Genomic DNA, 19,014 nt, shown 5'->3' on the forward strand with positions numbered 1-19,014 from the left:
GTTTTGCGTTATTGGATGGTGAAGGTGCCAGTCGGACCCGTCATGCGGACCCGATTGAGCCTGATCACTTGTTGGGCAGGGGCCCGATCACCATGACCATTTGGCGGCCTTCCATCTTGGGGAAGTTCTCCACCCGGCCGATCTCTTTGGTGTCGGCAGCGACGCGCTCCAAAAGCTCACGACCGAGGTTCTGGTGCGCCATCTCACGGCCACGGAACCGGAGAGTAACCTTCACCTTGTCGCCACCTTCAAGAAACTTGAAGACATTGCGCATCTTCACATCGTAGTCGTTCTTGTCCGTATTGGGACGGAACTTGACCTCTTTGATCTCGATGATCTTCTGTTTCTTGCGGGCTTCGCTCTCGCGCTTTTGCTGTTCATATTTGAACTTGCCGAAATCCATGATCTTGCACACGGGCGGCTTGGCATTGGGCGAAATTTCAACAAGGTCGAGGCCGGCGTCATCGGCCATTTCCATGGCACGCTGCGGCGAGACAACGCCGACGTTTTCGCCATCGGCACCGATCAGGCGGATTTCGGGGGCACGGATCTTGTCGTTGACGCGCGGGCCGGTGTCACGTTGGGGCGGCGCGTTATGAGGTCTGCGAGCGATGGTGATGGTCCTTTGATTGTTACCTAATTCGAGAATGCAAGGTAAACCCGCGTGGGGCCATCTTCAAGTCGCAAAATCACGCTATGCGTGGGGTTTGGGGCGATTTACCCTTGATCTGGGGCGATTGTGGCGCAATTCACGGCTATGCGGCCCCGGGGGAAATCTTTAACCTCGCGGGGCGTAGATTAAGGGGAATGGAATGAAGAATCTGGTCTGGTTGGTCGTGGCGGCGCTGATTGCGCTGGCGGGCTATATGCTTTTCACCGGCAAGGGGCCGCAGGAAGTGGCCATCGAAGCTTCTGAGGCGATCAATGCGCCCGAGGTGGCCGATAATATGACCAACGCCGCCGAAGACGCCGCTGATGCAATCGCAGGCAGCGTGGATGCCGCCGGGGAGGCGATCAGCGATGCCGTGGATGACGCAACCGAGAGCGCCAATGACGCGGCGGAGCCTGCGGCGCAGAATTAAGCGGCTCCGCGCAATGCGGAAAAGCAAAGGCCGCGTCCGGGGAACCGGGCGCGGCCTTTGCTTTGGTTTGATCCGTCTGGCGGGTTACTCGGCGGCGGGCTTCATCTGGAAACCTTCCTTAACCTGATCGGCAGGGGTCACCGGGTAGTCGCCCGAGAAACAGGCGTCACAATACTGCGGGCAGTCGGCGTTGCGGCCTTCGGCTTCGCCCACCGCGCGGTAGAGACCGTCGAGCGAGATGAACTTGAGACTGTCGACCTGCAAGTGGTCGCGCATCTCATCCTCGGACATGGTCGCCGCCAATAGCTTTTCGCGCTGCGGGGTGTCGACGCCGTAGAAACAGGGCCAAGCCGTGGGGGGGGAGGCGATCCGGAAGTGCACCTCTTTCGCGCCCGCGTCGAGGATCATCTCTTTGATCTTTCGCGAGGTTGTGCCGCGGACCACCGAGTCGTCGACCAAGATCACCCGCTTACCCTTGATCAGCGCGCGGTTGACGTTGAGCTTGAGACGGACCCCCATATTGCGGATCTGCTCGGTCGGCTCGATGAAGGTCCGGCCCATATATTGGTTGCGAATGATGCCCATCGCGTAGGGAATGCCGGATTCAAGGCTATAGCCAATCGCCGCCGGGGTGCCGCTATCAGGCACGGGACAGACGAGGTCGGCTTCCACAGGGCTTTCCTTGGCCAGTTCGCGGCCAATATTCTCACGCGTTTCATAGACCGAGCGACCGCCGAGAATGCTGTCGGGGCGGCTAAAGTAGACATGCTCGAAGATACAGAAACGCGAGGCGACACGGCGGAAGGGGAAGTGGCTTTCGACCCCTTTCTCGGTGATCACCACCATCTCGCCCGGTTCGATCTCGCGGACGAATTCCGCGCCGATGATGTCGAGCGCGCAGGTCTCCGAACTCAGCGCCCAGCCATCGCCGACACGGCCCAGCACCAGCGGGCGCACGCCCAGCGGATCGCGCACGCCGATCAGCTTGGTACGGGTCATGGCAACGACCGAGAAAGCCCCCTCGACCCGGCGCAACGCATCTTCCATCCGCTCGGGGATGTTTTGCTGCAAGGATCGGGCCATCAGGTGAATGATGCACTCACTGTCGGAGGAGGATTGGAAGATCGAGCCCCGCTCGATCAACTCACGGCGCAGGGCGTTGGCATTGGTGATATTGCCATTATGGGCAATCGCGGCCCCGCCCATGGCGAACTCACCAAAGAAAGGCTGCACGTCGCGGATCGCGGTGGGGCCTTTGTTACCGGATGTCGAATAGCGGACGTGACCGATGGACAGCTCGCCGGGCAGGGTCTGCATCACATCCTGCGAGGTGAAGTTGTCGCGAACATAGCCAAAGCGGCGGGCCGATTGGAAACCGGCGGCGGGATCGTAGCTGACGATGCCGCCAGCCTCTTGTCCACGGTGCTGGAGGGCGTGCAGGCCAAGGGCCACGAAAGTGGCGGCATCGGCAACGCCAACCACGCCAAAGACGCCGCATTCCTCCTTCAGTTTATCCTCATCTCCGCTGTCGCGCAGATAGGAAGTGTCAAAGGGATGGGCGGGCGGCATGTGCTTGGACAACGGGGCAACTCCGAATCCGGGTGAGGTCGCTGCCTATGTAGGGGCTTCGTAAGCGGCTGTCACCCCGCATGTCGCCTGCGGGGGGCATGAGGCAGGATAAAGCGCCGCATTGCCCGCCAAGGAGGCGGCCCCCGTAACCTGCCAAGCCCAAACGCAAAACAGGCGGCCATGATGCTCTGGCCGCCTGTCTAAAAGGATTGTGTTAAGAGATTATGAAGGCCTTAGCCGCTACATTTGCCCACCAGCGCCTCATAGCGGTTGGTGATCCAGCCGAGCGCCTCTTGCGGGTCTTTTTCTTCGATCTGGCCGGTGAAGCGCGAGAATACGGCGGCGGAGCGGCTGTTTTCGACCATGGTGGTCCGCTCACCGGTGATGACCGTGTCGTAGACAAAAAAGGCAATCGCGACGAGCAGCACGCCGCGCACGACGCCAAAGATGAAGCCAAGCCCTTGGTCCACGCCACCCAGCATCGAGCGGTGCACAAGCGAGGAGAAGAGCGGCGTGAAGAGCGAGACCACGATCAGCGCCGCGGCAAAGACCAGCGCGAAGGCACCGATCACCGACAATTCGCAGCTATCGGCCAAAAATTCGCCCACATAGGGCAGTTCGCGCACCAGTGGTTCGACCTGCGGTGCAAAGAGAAAGGCCAGAACCGCCGCTGCAATCCAGCCGACAATCGCCATCAGTTCGCGCACCAGCCCGCGGCCATAGGCCAGCAGAGCCGATAGCACGATCACAACCGCGACCACCCCGTCAATAATGGTAAAACCGTCCATGCGCGTTCTCGCCCTCGTCTAAGGGGGGATCAGCCCGCCCCGAAAATTTCGCCAACAAATCCGGTCAGATCGCTCATCGTATTCAGCGCAATTCCGGTCACACCCACAGCCTTGCCGCCGCGCGGTGCAATAGCGCTCGTAAAACCAAGTTTTTGCGCCTCTTTCAACCTGTTTTCCGTCTGGCTGGCGGGGCGCAGCGCACCGGAGAGGCTAATCTCACCGAAAACAACGGTTTCGGCGGGCAGGGCCGCGTCTTCCCGCGCCGAGAGGATCGCGGCGGCCACGGCGAGATCGGCGGCGGGTTCGGAGATCTTCATCCCGCCCGCCACATTGAGGTAGACATCCAGCCCCGCGAAAGGAATTCCGCACCGCGCTTCCAATACCGCGAGGATCATCGCCAGACGCCCCGAATCCCAGCCCACCACCGTGCGGCGTGCTTGAGAATGGGGCGAGGGGGCCACCAGCGCCTGAAGCTCGACCAAGACAGGCCGGGTGCCTTCGATGCCCGCAAAGACAACCGAACCGGGGGAGGGTTGCCCGCGTTCCGACAAGAACAGCGCCGAGGGGTTGATCACCTCTGACAGACCGCCGCCCGTCATCTCGAAGACGCCGATCTCATCCGCCGGGCCGAAGCGGTTTTTCACCGCGCGCAGGATGCGGAACTGGTGGCCACGCTCGCCTTCGAAATAGAGCACGGTGTCGACCATATGCTCCACCACGCGGGGGCCAGCGATCTGGCCTTCCTTGGTGACATGGCCCACGAGGATCACCGCGACCCCGCGGCGTTTGGCGAAACTGGTCAACTCATGCGCCGCGGCGCGGACCTGACTGACCGATCCGGGCGCGCTTTCGACGTTGTCGGCCCACATGGTTTGGATCGAGTCGATGATGGCAAGCTGCGGGCGCTCGGCCTCGAGCGTGGTTAGGATGTCGCGCAGGTTGGTTTCCGCGGCCAGTCTCACCGGCGCTTCGGAAAGCCCCAGACGTTGCGCGCGCATGCGGACTTGGGCGCTGGCTTCCTCCCCGCTGACATAGATCGTCTTGAGGCCGGAGTTGGCGAAATGCGCGGCGGCTTGCAGCAGAAGGGTCGATTTCCCGATGCCGGGATCGCCGCCCACGAGGATCGCCGAAGCAGGCACCAGCCCGCCGCCCAACACGCGGTCCAACTCCGCAATGCCGGACTGTGCACGCGGGGGCGGGGTTTCTTGTGTGGCAAGATCGGTGAGCTCAATGGCAGAGCCGCGCCTTGCGCCCAAGGATTTGCTGGGCGGGCCTGCGGAGATGCCTTTGTCTTCGACGATGGAGTTCCAAGCGCCGCAGGCGTCACAGCGCCCGGACCATTTGGAATGTTTCGCGCCGCATTCGGCGCAGGAAAAACTGGAGGAGGATTTGGCCATGGGCCCTTTTCGCGCAGGTGCCCGATGGCGTCAAAGGAAAAGCATCCGGCCATTGGGCGATGATCCCGGGGGGGGAACCCAATGGGCCGGATGCCGCCGCTGGAATTACTCAGCGGCTTTGGGCGGCAGGTCGATCACGATATTGTCGAGCGATGTCGTCTCAGGCTTGCGCTCGGGTGTTTCGGTCTGGACCACACGTTCAAGGCCAAGCTCTGGCATGATCTCACGCACTTCCTCGCGCAGACGCTCAAGCTGGGCCACGGCGACGCTTTCTTCGAGTTCGACTTCATGCAGCCAATGTTTCATCTCGGTCGAAATCGCTTTTGCCTGATCGAGGCGGCTGTTGAAAAGCTCGACTTCTTCTTGACGCTGCTTGAGGAAGCTGCGGGCGCGGGCCAGTTTCTCATCCGAATAGACTTCGGCCAGATCGCGGGCCACATGGCTCATCTGAGCGGCCATTTCCAGCACGGCAGGCTCCAGCGTGGCGAGGTCGGGATGATCGCGCAGATAGGCCAGACGCTCGCGCACCGAATCGAATTCCGAGCTCATCTGAAAGGTTTCGGCCCGGTCGGCGGCGTGCACGGCGGCATAGGCGCGGGCCACGTCCTGCATGCCGACATTGAACTGACGGTGCGAGGTCTCAAGCTGCATGACACGGCGGTTGGTGGGCAGGAAAAAGCACAGGCCCACAGCAAGGACGGTCAGCGCCAGTTGGGCGTACATCCCGGCGTTTTCGACAGGCTCACCGCCGTATTGCAGATCAAGGCTGATCCAATTCCACAGGCCGAGGGCCGCCATGATGCTGGCACCGGTAAGGGCAATCGCCGCAAGGGCAAAGACCACAACGGCGAGCCGCTGAAAGGCGAATTGGATGAGGTAGGCAAAGGAACGAAGCTGGGACATACTTTCTCCCCCCTGGAAGAGCTACTAAGCAAGTTTCTGCCGACCAACGCCTCCTTATCCTTCTTTGTTCCCATTCCCTGCGGGATTATGCTGAGGATTTAACGTAGTTTTGCCAAGATTATGGCACAACCGCAGGTTTTTCGGAAGTTATTTGCGCCTGCGCAGTGCAATTTCGTGATCGGCAGCGCAGGGCAGGGACGATGCGTACCATGGGGAAATGGCAGTGAGTCGCGCAGCATCTTTCGCGGCGGCGTGCTGCGACGCGGGGAAAATCGCCGACCTAACCGGCGTAGTTTCGCGCATATCTTGCGCCCAAAGAGGTGAGCACCTCATAGCCGATCGTGCCCGCCCAATCCGCCAAATCGTCAACGCCTTGGCTTTGCCCCAGCAGTTGCAAGGTCGCGGGCACCTCCTCCAATGCGGAGACATCCACCGTGATCAGGTCCATTGAGACGCGCCCGAGGATGGGCAGGGTAACACTCTCATGCTGGAAGCAGGCGGTGCTGGTCGCATTGCCCATCGCGCGCAGAAGGCCGTCGGCGTAGCCCGCGGCCACGGTGGCGAGCGTCACGGTGCTCTCCGCCGTCCATGTGTTGCCATAGCCCACAGTCTCCCCGGGGGTGACGCTGCGGCTCTGGATCACTGGTACGTCGAGGGTGACCACGGGCCGCGCCTCTGTGAAAGGGCGCCCGCCGTAAAGACCGATGCCGGGGCGGGTGACGTCGAAATGATACTCCGGCCCCAACAAAATGCCCCCCGTGGCGGAGAGCGAGCGCGGCACCTCGACCCCTTGGGTCATGTCGCTGAAACTGCGCAGTTGCGCATCGTTCATTTCATGATCCGGCGCGTCCGAGCAGGCCAGATGCGACATGATGAGCGTGGGGTTCTGGCTCAGCGCGATGTCGCGCAGGGCTGCCCATTCCGCAGGCTCCATCCCCAGCCGGTTCATCCCGCTGTCGAGTTGGATGCCGAAAGCATGGCCGGGAAGGGTCTCAAACTGGCGCAACAGCTGCTCTGTCGAGTTGATCATCGGCGTCAGCGCGGCACCGGCAATCGCCTCTGCATCGCCCGGCATATGACCGGAAAAGACATTGATCACCGGGCCTTCGCCCAAGGCTTGGCGCAGGGCCACGCCCTCTTCGGTCAGGGCCACGAAGAACTGCCGCGCACCGGCCTCGGCCAAAGTCTTGGCCACACGGGCGGCGCCCAGCCCATAGCTGTCGGCTTTGACCACGGCGGCGGTCTCGGCCTTTGTCATACGGTCGAGGGCGCGCCAGTTGTCGGCGATGGCTTGTAGGTCGATGGTCAGGGTCGCTTTGCTCATGCGCGGATGTGGGCCGGAATGAGGGGGGAGGTCAAGCGGCCAAGGGCACCTAACGTCATGCGCGACAGGCAGGCGGGGGATTTGTTACAGTTTTGCCTACCGGATGCGCAGGATGGGGAGGTCAGACGGATGTCACGGATCAAGATCATCTTCGGCCATGCGGGCGTGTCGCTCATGGCGCTGGCCGCTGTGGTGGCCTTTGTTGCGATGCTTTGGGGGGCGCCGCTGTGGTGCTGGGCGCTGGTGCCGCTGGGGGTCGCGGCGCAGATGCTTAATGAGTATAACCTGCACCGGCATGTCTTTCACCTTGCCCCGCCCAAGCGGCAGTGGGCCTTCGATCTGCTGTACCGCGCGCATTACGGGCACCATGACTTCCCGACCAATCACGGGCTGTTCTTCGTGCCGGTCTGGGTCGCGCTGCCGATGCTCGTGGGGAATTTCCTTCTGGTCTGGGGCATCGCGGCGCTTTTGGGGTTTGAGGCCAGCATCTGGATCGCCACGGCGATCGTGCCCTTGGGCGGGGTGCTGACCTTTTTGGGCTATGAGTGGTTTCACATGACGGCGCATCTGACGGTGCCGAAAACGGCGGTGGAGCTGCATGTCACCCGGCTGCACAACCAGCATCACTTTCGCGACTTCAACAAGTGGTTCCACGTCAGCCCGGGCGGGGAGATCATTGACCGGGCCATGGGCACCGATATCGACACCGAGGCTTTGAAACAGCAGCAGCGGGTGGCTTTTATCCGCACCTTGGGGATGCAGCCCGACGATCCAAGACTGCTGGCCGCCCGAGCGCGGTTCGCTGGGAAATACGGGCTGAGCGAGGCCGAAGTGGCCCGAGCCGCGCGGGGGTAGGTGTGAAACTTCCGTGACGTTACCCGAAGGGTGCTTGCCTGTCCCCGTGGCGCGGGTAGGCTTGGCCCAATTCAAGGGAGGACGAACCATGCACCGACATATGACCACCACAGCCCTGCTTGCCGCGGGCCTTACCGCTGGCGCGGCGCAGGCGGAAAACCGGATCGACCGGCAATTGCCGAATGCGCCCGAACTTGCGGCTTATGGCGACCATGCCGTGGGGGTGCGCACTTTGGAGATGGTCAACCCAGGCCAGATCGACATCCTCGCCATCGACCCCGCCGCCGACAAGCCTGAGGAGATGCCGCGCTATGACCGGCCGCTCACGGTTGAGATGTATTACCCCGCCGCCGTGGGGGCGGAGGGCGAGACCTCCTTCAAGACTTATCTCCGCGACGGCACCACAGAGGTCACGCTTGAGGGGCAGGCCATGCGCGACGTCGATCCGGCGACGGGCGAGACCTTCCCGCTGGTACTGATCAGCCACGGCTATCCGGGCAACCGGTACCTCATGTCGCATCTGGCAGAGAACCTCGCCTCCAAGGGCTATGTCGTGGCCTCGATCGACCATACCGACAGCACCTACCGCACGCAGGCGGCCTTTGGCTCGACGCTGGTGAACCGCTCGCTGGACCAGCTTTTCGTGCTAGAGCAGATGGCGCAGAAGGCCGCGGAGGGCGGTGATTTCGCGGGGCTCTATGACGCCGAGAACACTGGGTTGATCGGCTATTCCATGGGCGGCTACGGCGCGATCATCACCGCCGGGGGCGGGGTGACGGAGGCATCGGTTGGCTATACATGGGGCGGTCCGCTTGGAACGCTGGGCATTCATCAGGCGGGGTCGGAGACGCATGACGCGCTGCCCGATCCGCGCATCAAGACCGCCGTGGCTTTCGGCCCTTGGGGCATGAACCGCGGCTTCTGGGATGCAGAGGGGCTGGCGGGCGTGAAGATCCCGATGCTGTTCATCGCAGGCTCGCAGGACGATACCTCGCTCTACGAGAACGGCATCCGGGCGATCTGGGAGAACACCTCGAACGTAGACCGCGCGCTGCTGACCTACATGAACGCGGGCCACAACGCGGGCGCGCCCATGCCCGCGCCGGAGGAGGCCTATTACTTTAGCGAGGACAAGGGCTTCAACATTTCCGAGCATTACACCGACGCGGTCTGGGACACGGCGCGGATGAACAATATCGCGCAGCATTTCGTGACCGCGTGGATGGACAGTCATTTGAAGGGTGAGGGGGCCAAGGCCGCCTATCTCGATCTGGTAGAGAACTCGAACGACGGCGTCTGGTCGGTCGAGGAGGATGGGACCGAGAAGGAGGACCACAGCTACTGGAAGGGTTTTCCGGAGGGGACCGCCAAGGGGCTGATGTATGAGGTGAAATCGGCGGCAGAGTGAAACGCGTGGCCCGGTAGCGTTGCCGGGCCCTTTTGCCACCGGGCCCGGATTCAGGCCGCAGGCGCCGGGCCATAGCCTGCTTGGCGAAAGGGGGGCTACTAGGTGAAGTTCGGCATGGCGTTCCTTAAGACCGATCATGGCGGCAAAAGCACCAGTCGAGGTTGCCACGCAGCCCGGAATCAAGCCGCAGGCGCCGGGCCATCGCCTGCCCGCCCTGTCACGCCGGAGGCGTGCCGGATTATGATCGGCGCACCTTTGGTGCGACCGGGTAGGCGATTTGGCGAGGCTGGGTGAGACCTCGCGGAACGCACATCATGGTTGAAGGATAAAGTGGTACCGAACTTCTGTTGCATCGCCCACCCGCGGGCAGGCGATGGCCCTAAGTTCTTTAAGATCGCTGGTCAGGGGAAACGGAAGGCGCCAGCCCTCAGAACTCCTGATCGTCCCCGCCGCCCTGCTGCCAAGGCTGCACGAGGTTGCCGAAGCGGGTGAACTTGCCCTCGAAGCTGAGGTCCACCGTGCCGATGGGCCCGTGACGCTGCTTGCCGATCACCACCTCGGCGCGGCCGTGCAGGCGCTCCATCTCTTCCTGCCAGACCGCCATCTTGTCGAGCTCGTGATCGCCGGGTTTCTCGCGCTCCTTGTAGTATTCCTCGCGGTACACGAACATCACCACGTCGGCGTCCTGTTCGATCGAGCCGGATTCCCGAAGGTCCGAGAGCTGCGGGCGTTTATCGTCGCGGCTTTCCACCTGACGCGAGAGCTGCGACAGGGCGATCACCGGAATGTCGAGTTCCTTGGCGATGGCCTTGAGACCCATGGTGATCTCGGAAATCTCGTTCACCCGGTTCTCGGATTTGCCGGTGCCGCGCACCAGCTGCAGGTAGTCGATGATCAGCACGTCGAGCCCGTGGGTCCGCTTCAGGCGCCGTGCGCGCGCGGCAAGCTGGCTGATCGGCAGGGCAGGCGTGTCGTCGATGAACAGCGGGCAGGCCTCGAGCGCCTTGGCGGCGTCGACAAAACGGCGGAACTCGGCCTCGGTCATGTCGCCCGAGCGGATCTGGTGGCTGGGGATCTCGGCGGCTTCCGACAGAATCCGCGAGGCAAGCTGTTCGGCGCTCATCTCGAGGCTGTAAAAGCCCACGACGCCGCCGTCGATGGCGCCCTCGGTGCCGTCGGGCTTCATCCCGCGCTTGTAGGCCTTGGCCACGTTGAAGGCGATGTTGGTGGCGAGCGAGGTCTTACCCATCGAAGGACGCCCGGCGAGGATCAGAAGGTCAGAGCGGTGCAACCCGCCCAGCTTCTTGTCCATGTCGATCAAACCGGTGGAGACGCCCGAAAGCCCCCCGTCACGCTGGTAGGCGGCATTTGCCACGTTCACCGCGTCGGTGACGGCCTTCAGGAAGGACTGGAAACCGCTTTCCACCTGACCCTGTTCGGCTAGCTTGTAAAGCTCCTGCTCGGCCTCGACGATCTGCTCGCGCGGCTCGGAGGAGACGTCGACCTGTGCTGCCTTGGCCGAGATGTCGCGACCCAGTTGGATGAGATCACGGCGCACGGCGAGGTCGTAGATCATCTGCGCGTAGTCGCGTACGGCGAAGGCGCTGATCGCCGCACCGGCGAGGCGGGCGAGATAGGCCGGGCCGCCCAGCTCCTTCAGCCCATCATCGTCCTCCATGAAGGCCTTGAGCGTGACCGGCGAGGCGAGGTTGTTCTTGGCGATCCGCTGGGCCGCGATGTCGAAGATGCGGGCGTGGACCGGCTCGTAGAAGTGCTTGGGCCCGATGACCGAGGCGACACGGTCGTAGACGTCATTGTTGGTCAGGATCGCGCCCAAAAGCTGCTGTTCGGCCTCGATCGAATGCGGCATCGATTCCGGTGCCTGCACGGCCAATTGGTTCGCGTTCAGCGATGTAATCTCGTTCATGACCTCACCCATTTCTACCCAGATGGACCTCATAGCCAGTGGGTTCGTCCGGCGCAAATTGTATCTTTTGTGGATATCTTTACCGACAAAAGGCCCCACCACATTTTGCCTTGTGGTGGGGCCTTCGGTCAACATCTTGCGAAAATTCGGTTAACTTTTGCGGGATTCCTGCCAATCGCGCGGGGCGTTCAGGAAGGCTTCGACCTCGCTCAGCGTGGCCGCGTCAAAGGCCCCTTGGGCGCGGGCCTCGGCCAGCACGTCCCACCATGTGCAGAGCGCATGGAGCGTAACGCCATGGTCGCCAAGGGTCTTTTCGGTCTGGGGGAAGATGCCGTAGTGAAAGATCACCGCCGTATGGGCACAGGTCGCCCCGGTTTCGCGAATCGCGTCGACGAAACTGAGTTTCGAGCCGCCATCGGTGGTCAGGTCCTCGACCAGCAGCACGCGTTGCCCCGGCGTCATTTCACCTTCGATCCGCGCGTTGCGACCGTAGCCTTTGGGCTTTTTGCGCACATAGGTCATCGGCAGGGCCATCCGTTCGGCGACCATGGCAGCAAAGGGGATGCCCGCCGTCTCGCCCCCGGCGATATTGTCGAAGGCCTCAAAGCCCGCGTCGCGCATGACGGTGACGGCGAGGAAATCCATCAGCGTGGACCGGATGCGCGGGTGAGAGATCAGCTTGCGGCAGTCGATATAGGTGGGCGATGGCAGACCCGAGGCCAGCGTGAAGGGCTCCTCCGCGTTGAAATGCACCGCGCCGATCTCCAGCAACATGCGCGCGGTGAGGCGGGCCATTTCTTGGGGGCTTGGGTGGCTGGTGGGGATCATGGCAGGCGTCCTTGGGTGGGGAGAGGTCGGAGCGGTATTTAAGAAAGGATGAAGATCAGGTGGTCCAGTGCAGATCGAAACCGGGGTCGAAGACCGTGACCGGGCCGTCGGGCGTGTCGATGCTGTCGAGGTGTTGGGGCGCTTTGCGGCGCAGGGTGATCTGTGTCTCGTTCGGGGGCAGGCCATAGAAGGCAGGGCCGTTGAGCGAGGTGAAGGCTTCGAGCTTGTCGAGCGCGCCGTCTTCTTCGAACACTTGAGCGAGGATCGACAGTGTGTTGGGCGCGGTGAAACAGCCCGCGCAGCCGCAGGGCTGCAGCTTGGCGCCATCGGTATGGGGCGCGCTGTCGGTGCCGAGGAAGAAGCGCGGATCGCCGGAGGTGGCCGCTTGGCGCAGGGCGCGGCGGTGGGTCTCGCGTTTGGCGACCGGCAGGCAGTAATAATGCGGGCGGATGCCGCCGGCGAGGATGTGGTTGCGGTTGATCACGAGGTGGTGCGTGGTAATCGTGGCGGCAAGACCGCTGTCGTTGCTGCGGACGTAGTCGGCGGCCTCGGCGGTGGTGATATGTTCCATGATCACGCGCAGCGCGGGGTGGGCGCGGCGGATCGGGTCGAGCACACGGTCGATGAAGACGGCTTCGCGGTCGAAGATGTCGACCTCGCTGTCGGTAACCTCGCCGTGGGTGCAAAGGGGCAGGCCGATTTCGGCCATCCGGTCGAGCACCGGCGCGACATTGTCGAAGTTCGACACGCCGCTGGCGGAGTTGGTGGTGGCGCCTGCGGGATAGAGTTTGACGGCGTGGATCAGCCCTTCGGCGTGGGCGCGGGCGACATCGTCGGGGTCCGTCTCCTCGGTCAGGTAGAGGGTCATCAGGGGCGTGAAATCCGCGCCCTCGGGCAGGGCGGCCATGATCCGGTCGCGGTAGGCGGCAGCCTGGGTGCCTGTCACCACGGGGGGCACGAGATTGGGCATGATGATGGCGCGGGCAAAATCGCGGGCGCTGTGCGGGACCACGGCGCGCAGCATGTCGCCGTCGCGCAGGTGCAGGTGCCAGTCATCGGGACGGCGGATCGTGAGGCTTTGTGTCATGGGCGCGGGGCTAGCACAGAGCGGGGCCGCGCGCCAGATTGAAAACCTATCCGGTGGCGTTCGCGGCCTCGGCCACGCGGGCCTTGCGTCTGGCGCGGATGCGTTCGAGGCGGCGGGCAAAGCGGGGGGCTTTCATCCGGGCCGAGACATTGGCGCAGAGCGCTTCGAGCAGCAGTTCGCGCCCTTGGGTGTTGATCGCTTGGCTGAGGTTGCGCAGATAGGGTAGGTAATCGCGCCGCGCGCGGTAGAGGGCGGCGAAGCGGGCTGCGTCCAGCGTGCCTTCGGCGGCGGCTTGCAGCAGCGGGTCAAGTTGGTCGATCTCTAGCAGGTCGGTTTGCAGCGCATCGCCCATGAAGGGCATCCGCAATTTGGTGACATTGGCGCGGGTGAAGAGCGCCGCATGCATCGCGTCGAGCCTCTCGCGCGGATCGTAGAGGACGAAGACCCGTTCGGCGGCTTCGAGCATATCGGGCGCATAGCCATAGCGGGAGGTGAAATCGAGGATGCGCATATCGGCGAACCGGTCATCCCATTCGGTGATGCGCGGGTTCAGCGTGGCCTGCGGTTGGATCGCCACCACCGCCGCGCCGGGGGCGGCCACGGAATAGGCGGCGGCGGCATAGGCGCAGGGGCCCGCGCCATAGAAGAGCACTTGATCGAATTCGTCGAAGAAGCCGTCGTCGATCAGCCGGTCGAAATAGGCATAGACCTCTTCGGCGCGGAACCATGTGTCTCCGTCGCTGGCAAGGCACAGATGCGACCAATCATGATTGCGCACCATGTCCCAGCCCAAGGGCTGCGCCTTGTCAGAGAGCGCATGCATGCCTTGATAGGTCTCGAAGGTGACGAGCAGGGTCGTCTCACGCTCGATGAAGGCTGAGAAGTGGCTTTTCCCCAGAGATTGGAAATAGCCGTCTTCTTCGGCGACGGCCTCAATCGCGCGCAGCCATTTGCGTTTGGGCATATCGGCCAGTGAGCTTTCGATCGTGGGCGTCTCGCGCGGCATCGGGCATCCTCGGGCTTGTCGGGGCGGGGCAGAACCGCCGTTTCAGCTGGGTGTAGCTGGATATTAGGGCGAAAATGCGGAAAATCCGTGAGAAATTGAAGAGAATGTGACGGTTTTCCGGGGGCGCGGCTGTCGGAGGGGCGTTACCACCTACGGCGGAAAGCCACGACTTTGTTGTGCGAGCCGCGGTGATAATAGGCCATGCCTGCCTGCATGAAGGCGGCGAAGACCTTGTTGACGCCCTCGGGGCCGATCCATTGCGGGTGCAATTCGATGATCGCGGCGCGGAGGGTGTCGAGGGGCAGATTGGGGATCAGATCGACCTCGGCCCCTTCGATGTCGCAGATCAATACGTTTGGGGTGAGATCGGCAAAGACTTGGGCCGCGTCGAGCACGTCGATCTGATGGGTTTCAGGTGGGTCTTCGTCTTTGAAACGGGTCAGGGAAGACGACAGGATGCGGTCGCGCACATAGAAATCCGCCTTGCCGGGGGCGGGGCCGAGGATCGCGTTGGTGACATGGGCGTTGGACAGCCCGTTGGCTGCGTGGACCCGCCGGATATAGGGGATGAGGTTGGGGTTCGCCTCAAAGCTATGGACCAAGGCGACATTGCGTTTGCTGGCCACCAGCGTCGACATATAGCCAACCCCGCCGCCCAGTTCGATCACCCTGTCGCCTTCGCGGACGACGCGCAGCGCGGCCTCACTCTCCTTGGCTTCATAGGCGTTCTGTCGCAGCAGCTTGCGGATCCGCCCGTGCAGGATCGCCGGATCGTCGGGAAACTTCATGCCGCGGGAGTGGATGAAATTGGGTTCAGACGGGGGCGCGGCCTGTGTCACGGGTCAGCTTTCCATATCGAGGGCAAGGGCATAGGCAGCGCGTTCGGTTGCGGTTAACTTGATGTTAAGCGCTTGGCGGTAGAGATCACGAAACTCCGGTGTCTGGCGCAGTTCCTCGGCCTTGGCGCGGTGCCAGTCGAGGCCCGCTTGGTGATGTTTGCGGAGTTGGGCGTCGGTGAGGAGGTGGTTCATCTCGGCGCGCAGGCGGGGCAGGTTGCGCTGGATCGACAGGTCGCGGTGGTCATTCCAGTCCATCCGGATCCAATAGTTGACCCCGATGGAGCGGTCGACGTGAAGGGCGCGCCCGCGCTGGCGTTTGATAAGGAAGGAGTCGGCTGACCGGAGGGCATAATGGTTTAACTGTAGCAGGTCATAGCCGATGTTGCTGCGCGAGGACCGCCAGCCATTGCGCAGCGCGTCGCGCGTCATGTCGTGGCCCGCACCGTTGACCCACTTGACCTCGGATACCGCGGCCTCGTCCAATTTGTTTGGTCGGTGGCAGGACAGTTTGCCATAGGCGCCGAGGTTGCGGAACATCGTTTTGAACCCCCATGCGGTATGGGGTTTGGGGCAAAAGCTCGGCGCGCAGTGGTCGAATTGGCCGATCACGGGGGCCTCCGACAGGGCGGTCACATCGTTGTGGCCGAAGAGGCGCCACGTCATCGCGATATTCGTGGCCTCGGGGGCGGCGGCGAAGAAGTCTTCGAGCCTGCCGTTGCCGGTGCGGATGTTGACGAATTCGTCCACATCGATATGCGCGATCCATTCCGCCTGACGGACGAGCGGTTCCTCCAGAGCTTGGTTCAGCGCGTGTTGTTGGGGGGAGTTGCCTTTCCAATCGTCGTTGTTGCGGTGCTGGAGAATGCCCATATCTTGCAGCCGTCCCAAAACGGCATCGGTGCCGTCGCTGCAATCATTGGTGTAGATCAGGAAGTTATCGATTCCCACGGCGCGGTGATAGGCCACCCATTCGACGATATAGGGCGCTTCGTTCTTCATGCAGGCGACGATGACATTGCCGCTGTTGCCGGGCGGCAATGCGCGCGGGGGCACGGCGGTGTAGGCGGGCGCGGGTTGGTCTTCGCCCGCAGGGGCTGCGCCGTTGTGGGGGCGGAAGGGGCCGCGCAGGATGGTTTCGTGGTTGACCTTCAGCCGGGTGAGGAGCCGGGCATTGGCGGCGCGCGTCTCTTCGGGGGCGTCGGGATCGTGCAACAGCGCCTCGAACCTCGCGGCAGAGCGGCGGGCCTCCTCGGTCTCAGCGCGTTTTTGCGCGAGCGGGGTCGCGGTACTGCGGATGCGGTGGGCGAAGGCGGCGAGGTATTGGGTGGCGCGAAAGCCGAACTGGGGGTCGGCTTCTTGCCACGGGGCCTCCGGCGCGTCGGGGGTAAGCGCCTGATCCAGCCCGGGAAAACGGGCGATGAGCGCTGCGTTGTCGCGGGCGAAATGGTCGGAGATCGCGGCGAGGCTCCCCGGTTTGATCACGGGGCCGCCGATTTGCAGCGCTTGCAACATCTGGCTCCATGTGCTGCGCGGACAGGCGAGGTCATGGGCCTGTTGGTAGCGGATCAGCACATTGTTGAACTGCCGCATCCGCGTCAGCCAAGGCGCGGGCAGGGCTGCGAGGGCGCGGCCGGGATCGACGGGGCCGAGGGGCGTGGAAAGGCCGAGGCTTTCGGTGATCTCGCCGGCCCCGGCCTTAGACATAAGATGGGGCAGGTCGAGGGCGCGAAAGGTGATCTTCTCTGCGCCGAAGGCGGCGGCCCAATGGGCGTGCAGCGCTTTATAATCGAGCCAAAAGGGAGGGGCTTGCACCTCGGGGAAAAGGCCGAAGTCCGGCGTGGTCTCTCTCTGGGCAAGCGCGCCATGCCACCAGTCGTCGCGCTCGGCCAAGGCCAGTTCCTGCGTTAGCGGATGACGGCGGCTTTCGGCCACGGCAAATCCGTAATGCGCAACCAGCGTCCGCGCCTGTTCATCCAGATGGGCGACCACGCGGATGTCGTCGAAATAGGGGCGCAGCAGATCGTGTAGGGCGCGCAGCTCCTCGGGCCGGGACAGCAGATTGCCCAGTTGCGCCGCGCTCAGCACCACATGATCGGCGCGGGTCGCGGCCAGCTCATGGGGGATCAGCGCGTGAAATTCATCGCGCAGGGTGGTGCCGATCAGGGGGCTGTCCAAGCCGCGGCGGTGCCGTAGCAGCCCCACCGCCTCCGGGGCGGCGCAGGCGGCATAGAGGCGCACGTGGTTCCAATCGGCGGCCAGAACCCCCTGCTTGAGCAGCGCGTCCTTTTGCTGTTGCAGGATGTTGCGCAGCCGGGCGGCAGCGCGTTCGGTCGGGCCGATGAAGAGGGTCAGCCGCATCACCCGGCCTCCGCCTTGCCGGTGTTGCTTTGGCCCCACCACGGCAAGTCGATCTCAAGATAATTTGCGATCTTGTTGCGCGCCTCGGGGTCTTCGATGTCGAACTCCAGAAAGTTGGCACAGCCGGTGAAGACGCGGCGGCAGAAGCTGAAATGCCCTGCGATCCACCGGGCAAGCTCGGCCTCGTCGCGGCCAAAGCCGCGGGGCAGCCCCGGCACATCGGCCTGTGGCAAGCGTCGGCGGCCCAGGTTATTCCAGCGCATCATGCTGTTGGCCGTTCTGGCCGGATCACGGTGCGAGAGTAGGAACTTGACCTCGGGGTGGTGGTGCTGGATGGCGCTCAGCACACCCCAATCGGTCTGCGGCCAAAGGCTGCGGTCATGGCGCACGGCGCTCATCTCATTGATCACGTCGAACTCATGCAGCCGCGCCAGCGGGTCGCCGCTGGCGAAGTAATCGGCATAGATGATCCGCCCTACATGCGCGCCGGTAATCTCGGGCGAGTTGCTTTGGCCCTTGCGAATGCGCCAATCCGCGACCTTGAGCCCGGCGTGGCGCAGCGCATCCGTGAGCGTGGTGGTGCCGGTCTTGGGCAGGCCGAGGTTGACGATCCGCGGCCCCGTCATGTGAGGCCGATCTCGGCGCGGATCCGGGCCTCGGCGGCGCAGAACGGGCTGGCTGCGCGCAGTTGGGCCTGCATTTCGCGGTAGCTCGGATCGGTCAGCAGCGCGTCGCGGCGCGCGCGGTGGGCGGCCACGGAAGCGGCATGCAGATCGGCGACGCCGGGCAGCGCTTTCAGGCGGTCGATTTCGGCGTGCAAGGCGGGCAGGTAGCGCTGGATCGAGCGATCCTCCCAAGCTGCATCGTTCCGGTCGCGCCAATAGCTGTCATCAAAAGCGCGGTGTTCGCGGTTCACGTCGCCACGGTCGTTCTTGACCAGATAGCTGTCGAGCGAGCGCAGCGCGTAGTGGTTCAGCGTGGCAAAGCGCCGTGCGCCGCGGGCGGGAAAGGCGCGGATGCGGCGTTTGGTGGCGGCACTGCGGAAGGGCTTAGGCACCTGTCGGCCTGCGCCATCGGTCCAATGCGGCTGGTGCTTCGTGTCGTCGTGGAAAGGCCGGTGCGCCCCGTAGTAGCCCAAGGGAAAGTCGTGCCGAACCAAGGTCTTAACCTCAATCGCCGTATCGGCACAGCAGATGTCGGGGTTATGGCTATGGGTGAATTGCGCGATGACAGGGGCGTCGGTGAAATCCTCGATCCCGCCATTGGCGAAGAACTGGAAATGCAGCGAGATCGCCTGCGGGTTGCCGCAGGCCGTGATCAGGGCGGGCAGGCGGTGGTCGCCGACATGAATGTTCAGAAACTCATCCACATCGGCGATCCAGACCCAATCGGCCTGCGTGACGATGGGGTGACGCCGCGCATCCTTGAGCGCCTGCATCTGGTAGTTTCGATTGGTGGCCGGGTTGGGCAGATGGGTGACGATACCGTGGCGGGCAAGCGCGTCGAGCAGGGCATCGGTGCCATCACTACAAGCGTTGGAGTAGAATAGGAAATCCGTGACCCCGATCACCCGGTTGAAGGCGATCCATTCCAGCAAAAACGGGCCTTCATTCTTGACGCAGGTGACAGCGGTGATGCGCATG

At 63.3% G+C, this 19,014-nt stretch carries 17 protein-coding genes; 3 read left to right on the top strand and 14 right to left on the bottom strand.

The window, feature by feature from the left end; translation table 11 throughout:
• Positions 1-64: 64 nt before the first annotated feature.
• Positions 65-613, bottom strand: coding sequence for a translation initiation factor IF-3 (gene infC, locus ACGYK4_RS05600; RefSeq protein WP_209217843.1), 549 nt, complete (start codon positions 611-613; stop codon positions 65-67).
• Between the two features lie 199 nt (positions 614-812).
• On the opposite strand from infC, the gene ACGYK4_RS05605 reads away from it, so the two are divergent.
• Positions 813-1,082, top strand: a complete 270-nt coding sequence (locus ACGYK4_RS05605) for a hypothetical protein (protein ID WP_394431809.1) — start codon at positions 813-815, stop codon at positions 1,080-1,082.
• A gap of 84 nt (positions 1,083-1,166) precedes the next feature.
• Here ACGYK4_RS05605 and purF read toward each other — a convergent pair whose 3' ends face one another.
• The 5 genes from purF to alr all read right to left on the bottom strand — a co-directional run bounded on the left by purF (position 1,167) and on the right by alr (position 7,063).
• Complete coding sequence (purF, locus tag ACGYK4_RS05610; RefSeq protein WP_209217844.1) at positions 1,167-2,651, bottom strand: amidophosphoribosyltransferase; 1,485 nt, start codon at positions 2,649-2,651, stop codon at positions 1,167-1,169.
• A gap of 233 nt (positions 2,652-2,884) precedes the next feature.
• On the bottom strand, positions 2,885-3,439 hold the full coding sequence (locus ACGYK4_RS05615; protein ID WP_394455501.1) for a CvpA family protein: 555 nt from the start codon (positions 3,437-3,439) through the stop codon (positions 2,885-2,887).
• Between the two features lie 29 nt (positions 3,440-3,468).
• Complete coding sequence (gene radA, locus ACGYK4_RS05620; protein WP_394455502.1) at positions 3,469-4,836, bottom strand: DNA repair protein RadA; 1,368 nt, start codon at positions 4,834-4,836, stop codon at positions 3,469-3,471.
• A gap of 105 nt (positions 4,837-4,941) precedes the next feature.
• Complete coding sequence (locus ACGYK4_RS05625; RefSeq protein WP_394455504.1) at positions 4,942-5,739, bottom strand: DNA repair protein; 798 nt, start codon at positions 5,737-5,739, stop codon at positions 4,942-4,944.
• Between the two features lie 280 nt (positions 5,740-6,019).
• Positions 6,020-7,063, bottom strand: coding sequence for an alanine racemase (gene alr / locus ACGYK4_RS05630; RefSeq protein WP_394455506.1), 1,044 nt, complete (start codon positions 7,061-7,063; stop codon positions 6,020-6,022).
• A gap of 129 nt (positions 7,064-7,192) precedes the next feature.
• Between alr and ACGYK4_RS05635 the strand changes: the two genes are divergently transcribed.
• Positions 7,193-7,918: a sterol desaturase family protein gene (locus ACGYK4_RS05635; protein ID WP_394455508.1), complete on the top strand. Its 726-nt coding sequence runs from the start codon at positions 7,193-7,195 to the stop codon at positions 7,916-7,918.
• A 100-nt stretch (positions 7,919-8,018) separates the two neighbouring features.
• A complete protein-coding gene (locus ACGYK4_RS05640; protein WP_394455773.1) occupies positions 8,019-9,326 on the top strand; it encodes an alpha/beta hydrolase family protein in 1,308 nt (435 codons plus the stop codon).
• A 427-nt stretch (positions 9,327-9,753) separates the two neighbouring features.
• Here ACGYK4_RS05640 and ACGYK4_RS05645 read toward each other — a convergent pair whose 3' ends face one another.
• The 8 genes from ACGYK4_RS05645 to ACGYK4_RS05680 form a co-directional block, all read right to left on the bottom strand.
• The gene (locus tag ACGYK4_RS05645; protein WP_394455510.1) at positions 9,754-11,253 is read right to left on the bottom strand and encodes a replicative DNA helicase; all 1,500 of its coding nucleotides are present in this window, start codon (positions 11,251-11,253) and stop codon (positions 9,754-9,756) included.
• Positions 11,254-11,403: 150 nt separating this feature from the next.
• Complete coding sequence (locus ACGYK4_RS05650; RefSeq protein ID WP_394455511.1) at positions 11,404-12,081, bottom strand: orotate phosphoribosyltransferase; 678 nt, start codon at positions 12,079-12,081, stop codon at positions 11,404-11,406.
• Positions 12,082-12,136: 55 nt separating this feature from the next.
• Positions 12,137-13,168, bottom strand: coding sequence for a dihydroorotase (gene pyrC / locus ACGYK4_RS05655; RefSeq protein ID WP_394455512.1), 1,032 nt, complete (start codon positions 13,166-13,168; stop codon positions 12,137-12,139).
• 46 nt (positions 13,169-13,214) lie between these two features.
• Positions 13,215-14,174 (bottom strand): phosphoadenosine phosphosulfate reductase, encoded by a 960-nt coding sequence (locus ACGYK4_RS05660; protein ID WP_394455514.1) that lies wholly within the window; start codon positions 14,172-14,174, stop codon positions 13,215-13,217.
• A 143-nt stretch (positions 14,175-14,317) separates the two neighbouring features.
• Positions 14,318-15,013 (bottom strand): FkbM family methyltransferase, encoded by a 696-nt coding sequence (locus ACGYK4_RS05665; protein WP_394455516.1) that lies wholly within the window; start codon positions 15,011-15,013, stop codon positions 14,318-14,320.
• Positions 15,014-15,016: 3 nt separating this feature from the next.
• Positions 15,017-17,371, bottom strand: a complete 2,355-nt coding sequence (locus ACGYK4_RS05670; RefSeq protein WP_394455517.1) for a glycosyltransferase family 2 protein — start codon at positions 17,369-17,371, stop codon at positions 15,017-15,019.
• Positions 17,371-17,997, bottom strand: a complete 627-nt coding sequence (locus ACGYK4_RS05675) for a sulfotransferase (RefSeq protein WP_394455519.1) — start codon at positions 17,995-17,997, stop codon at positions 17,371-17,373. The genes ACGYK4_RS05670 and ACGYK4_RS05675 overlap by 1 nt, the downstream gene beginning before the upstream one ends.
• Positions 17,994-19,013: a glycosyltransferase family 2 protein gene (locus tag ACGYK4_RS05680; RefSeq protein WP_394455521.1), complete on the bottom strand. Its 1,020-nt coding sequence runs from the start codon at positions 19,011-19,013 to the stop codon at positions 17,994-17,996. The genes ACGYK4_RS05675 and ACGYK4_RS05680 overlap by 4 nt, the downstream gene beginning before the upstream one ends.
• Between the last annotated feature and the right edge of the window lies 1 nt (position 19,014).

Origin of the sequence: Sulfitobacter sp. 1A13368, from assembly GCF_043557275.1 — a bacterium.
Classification (GTDB): Bacteria; Pseudomonadota; Alphaproteobacteria; order Rhodobacterales; family Rhodobacteraceae; genus Sulfitobacter; species Sulfitobacter faviae.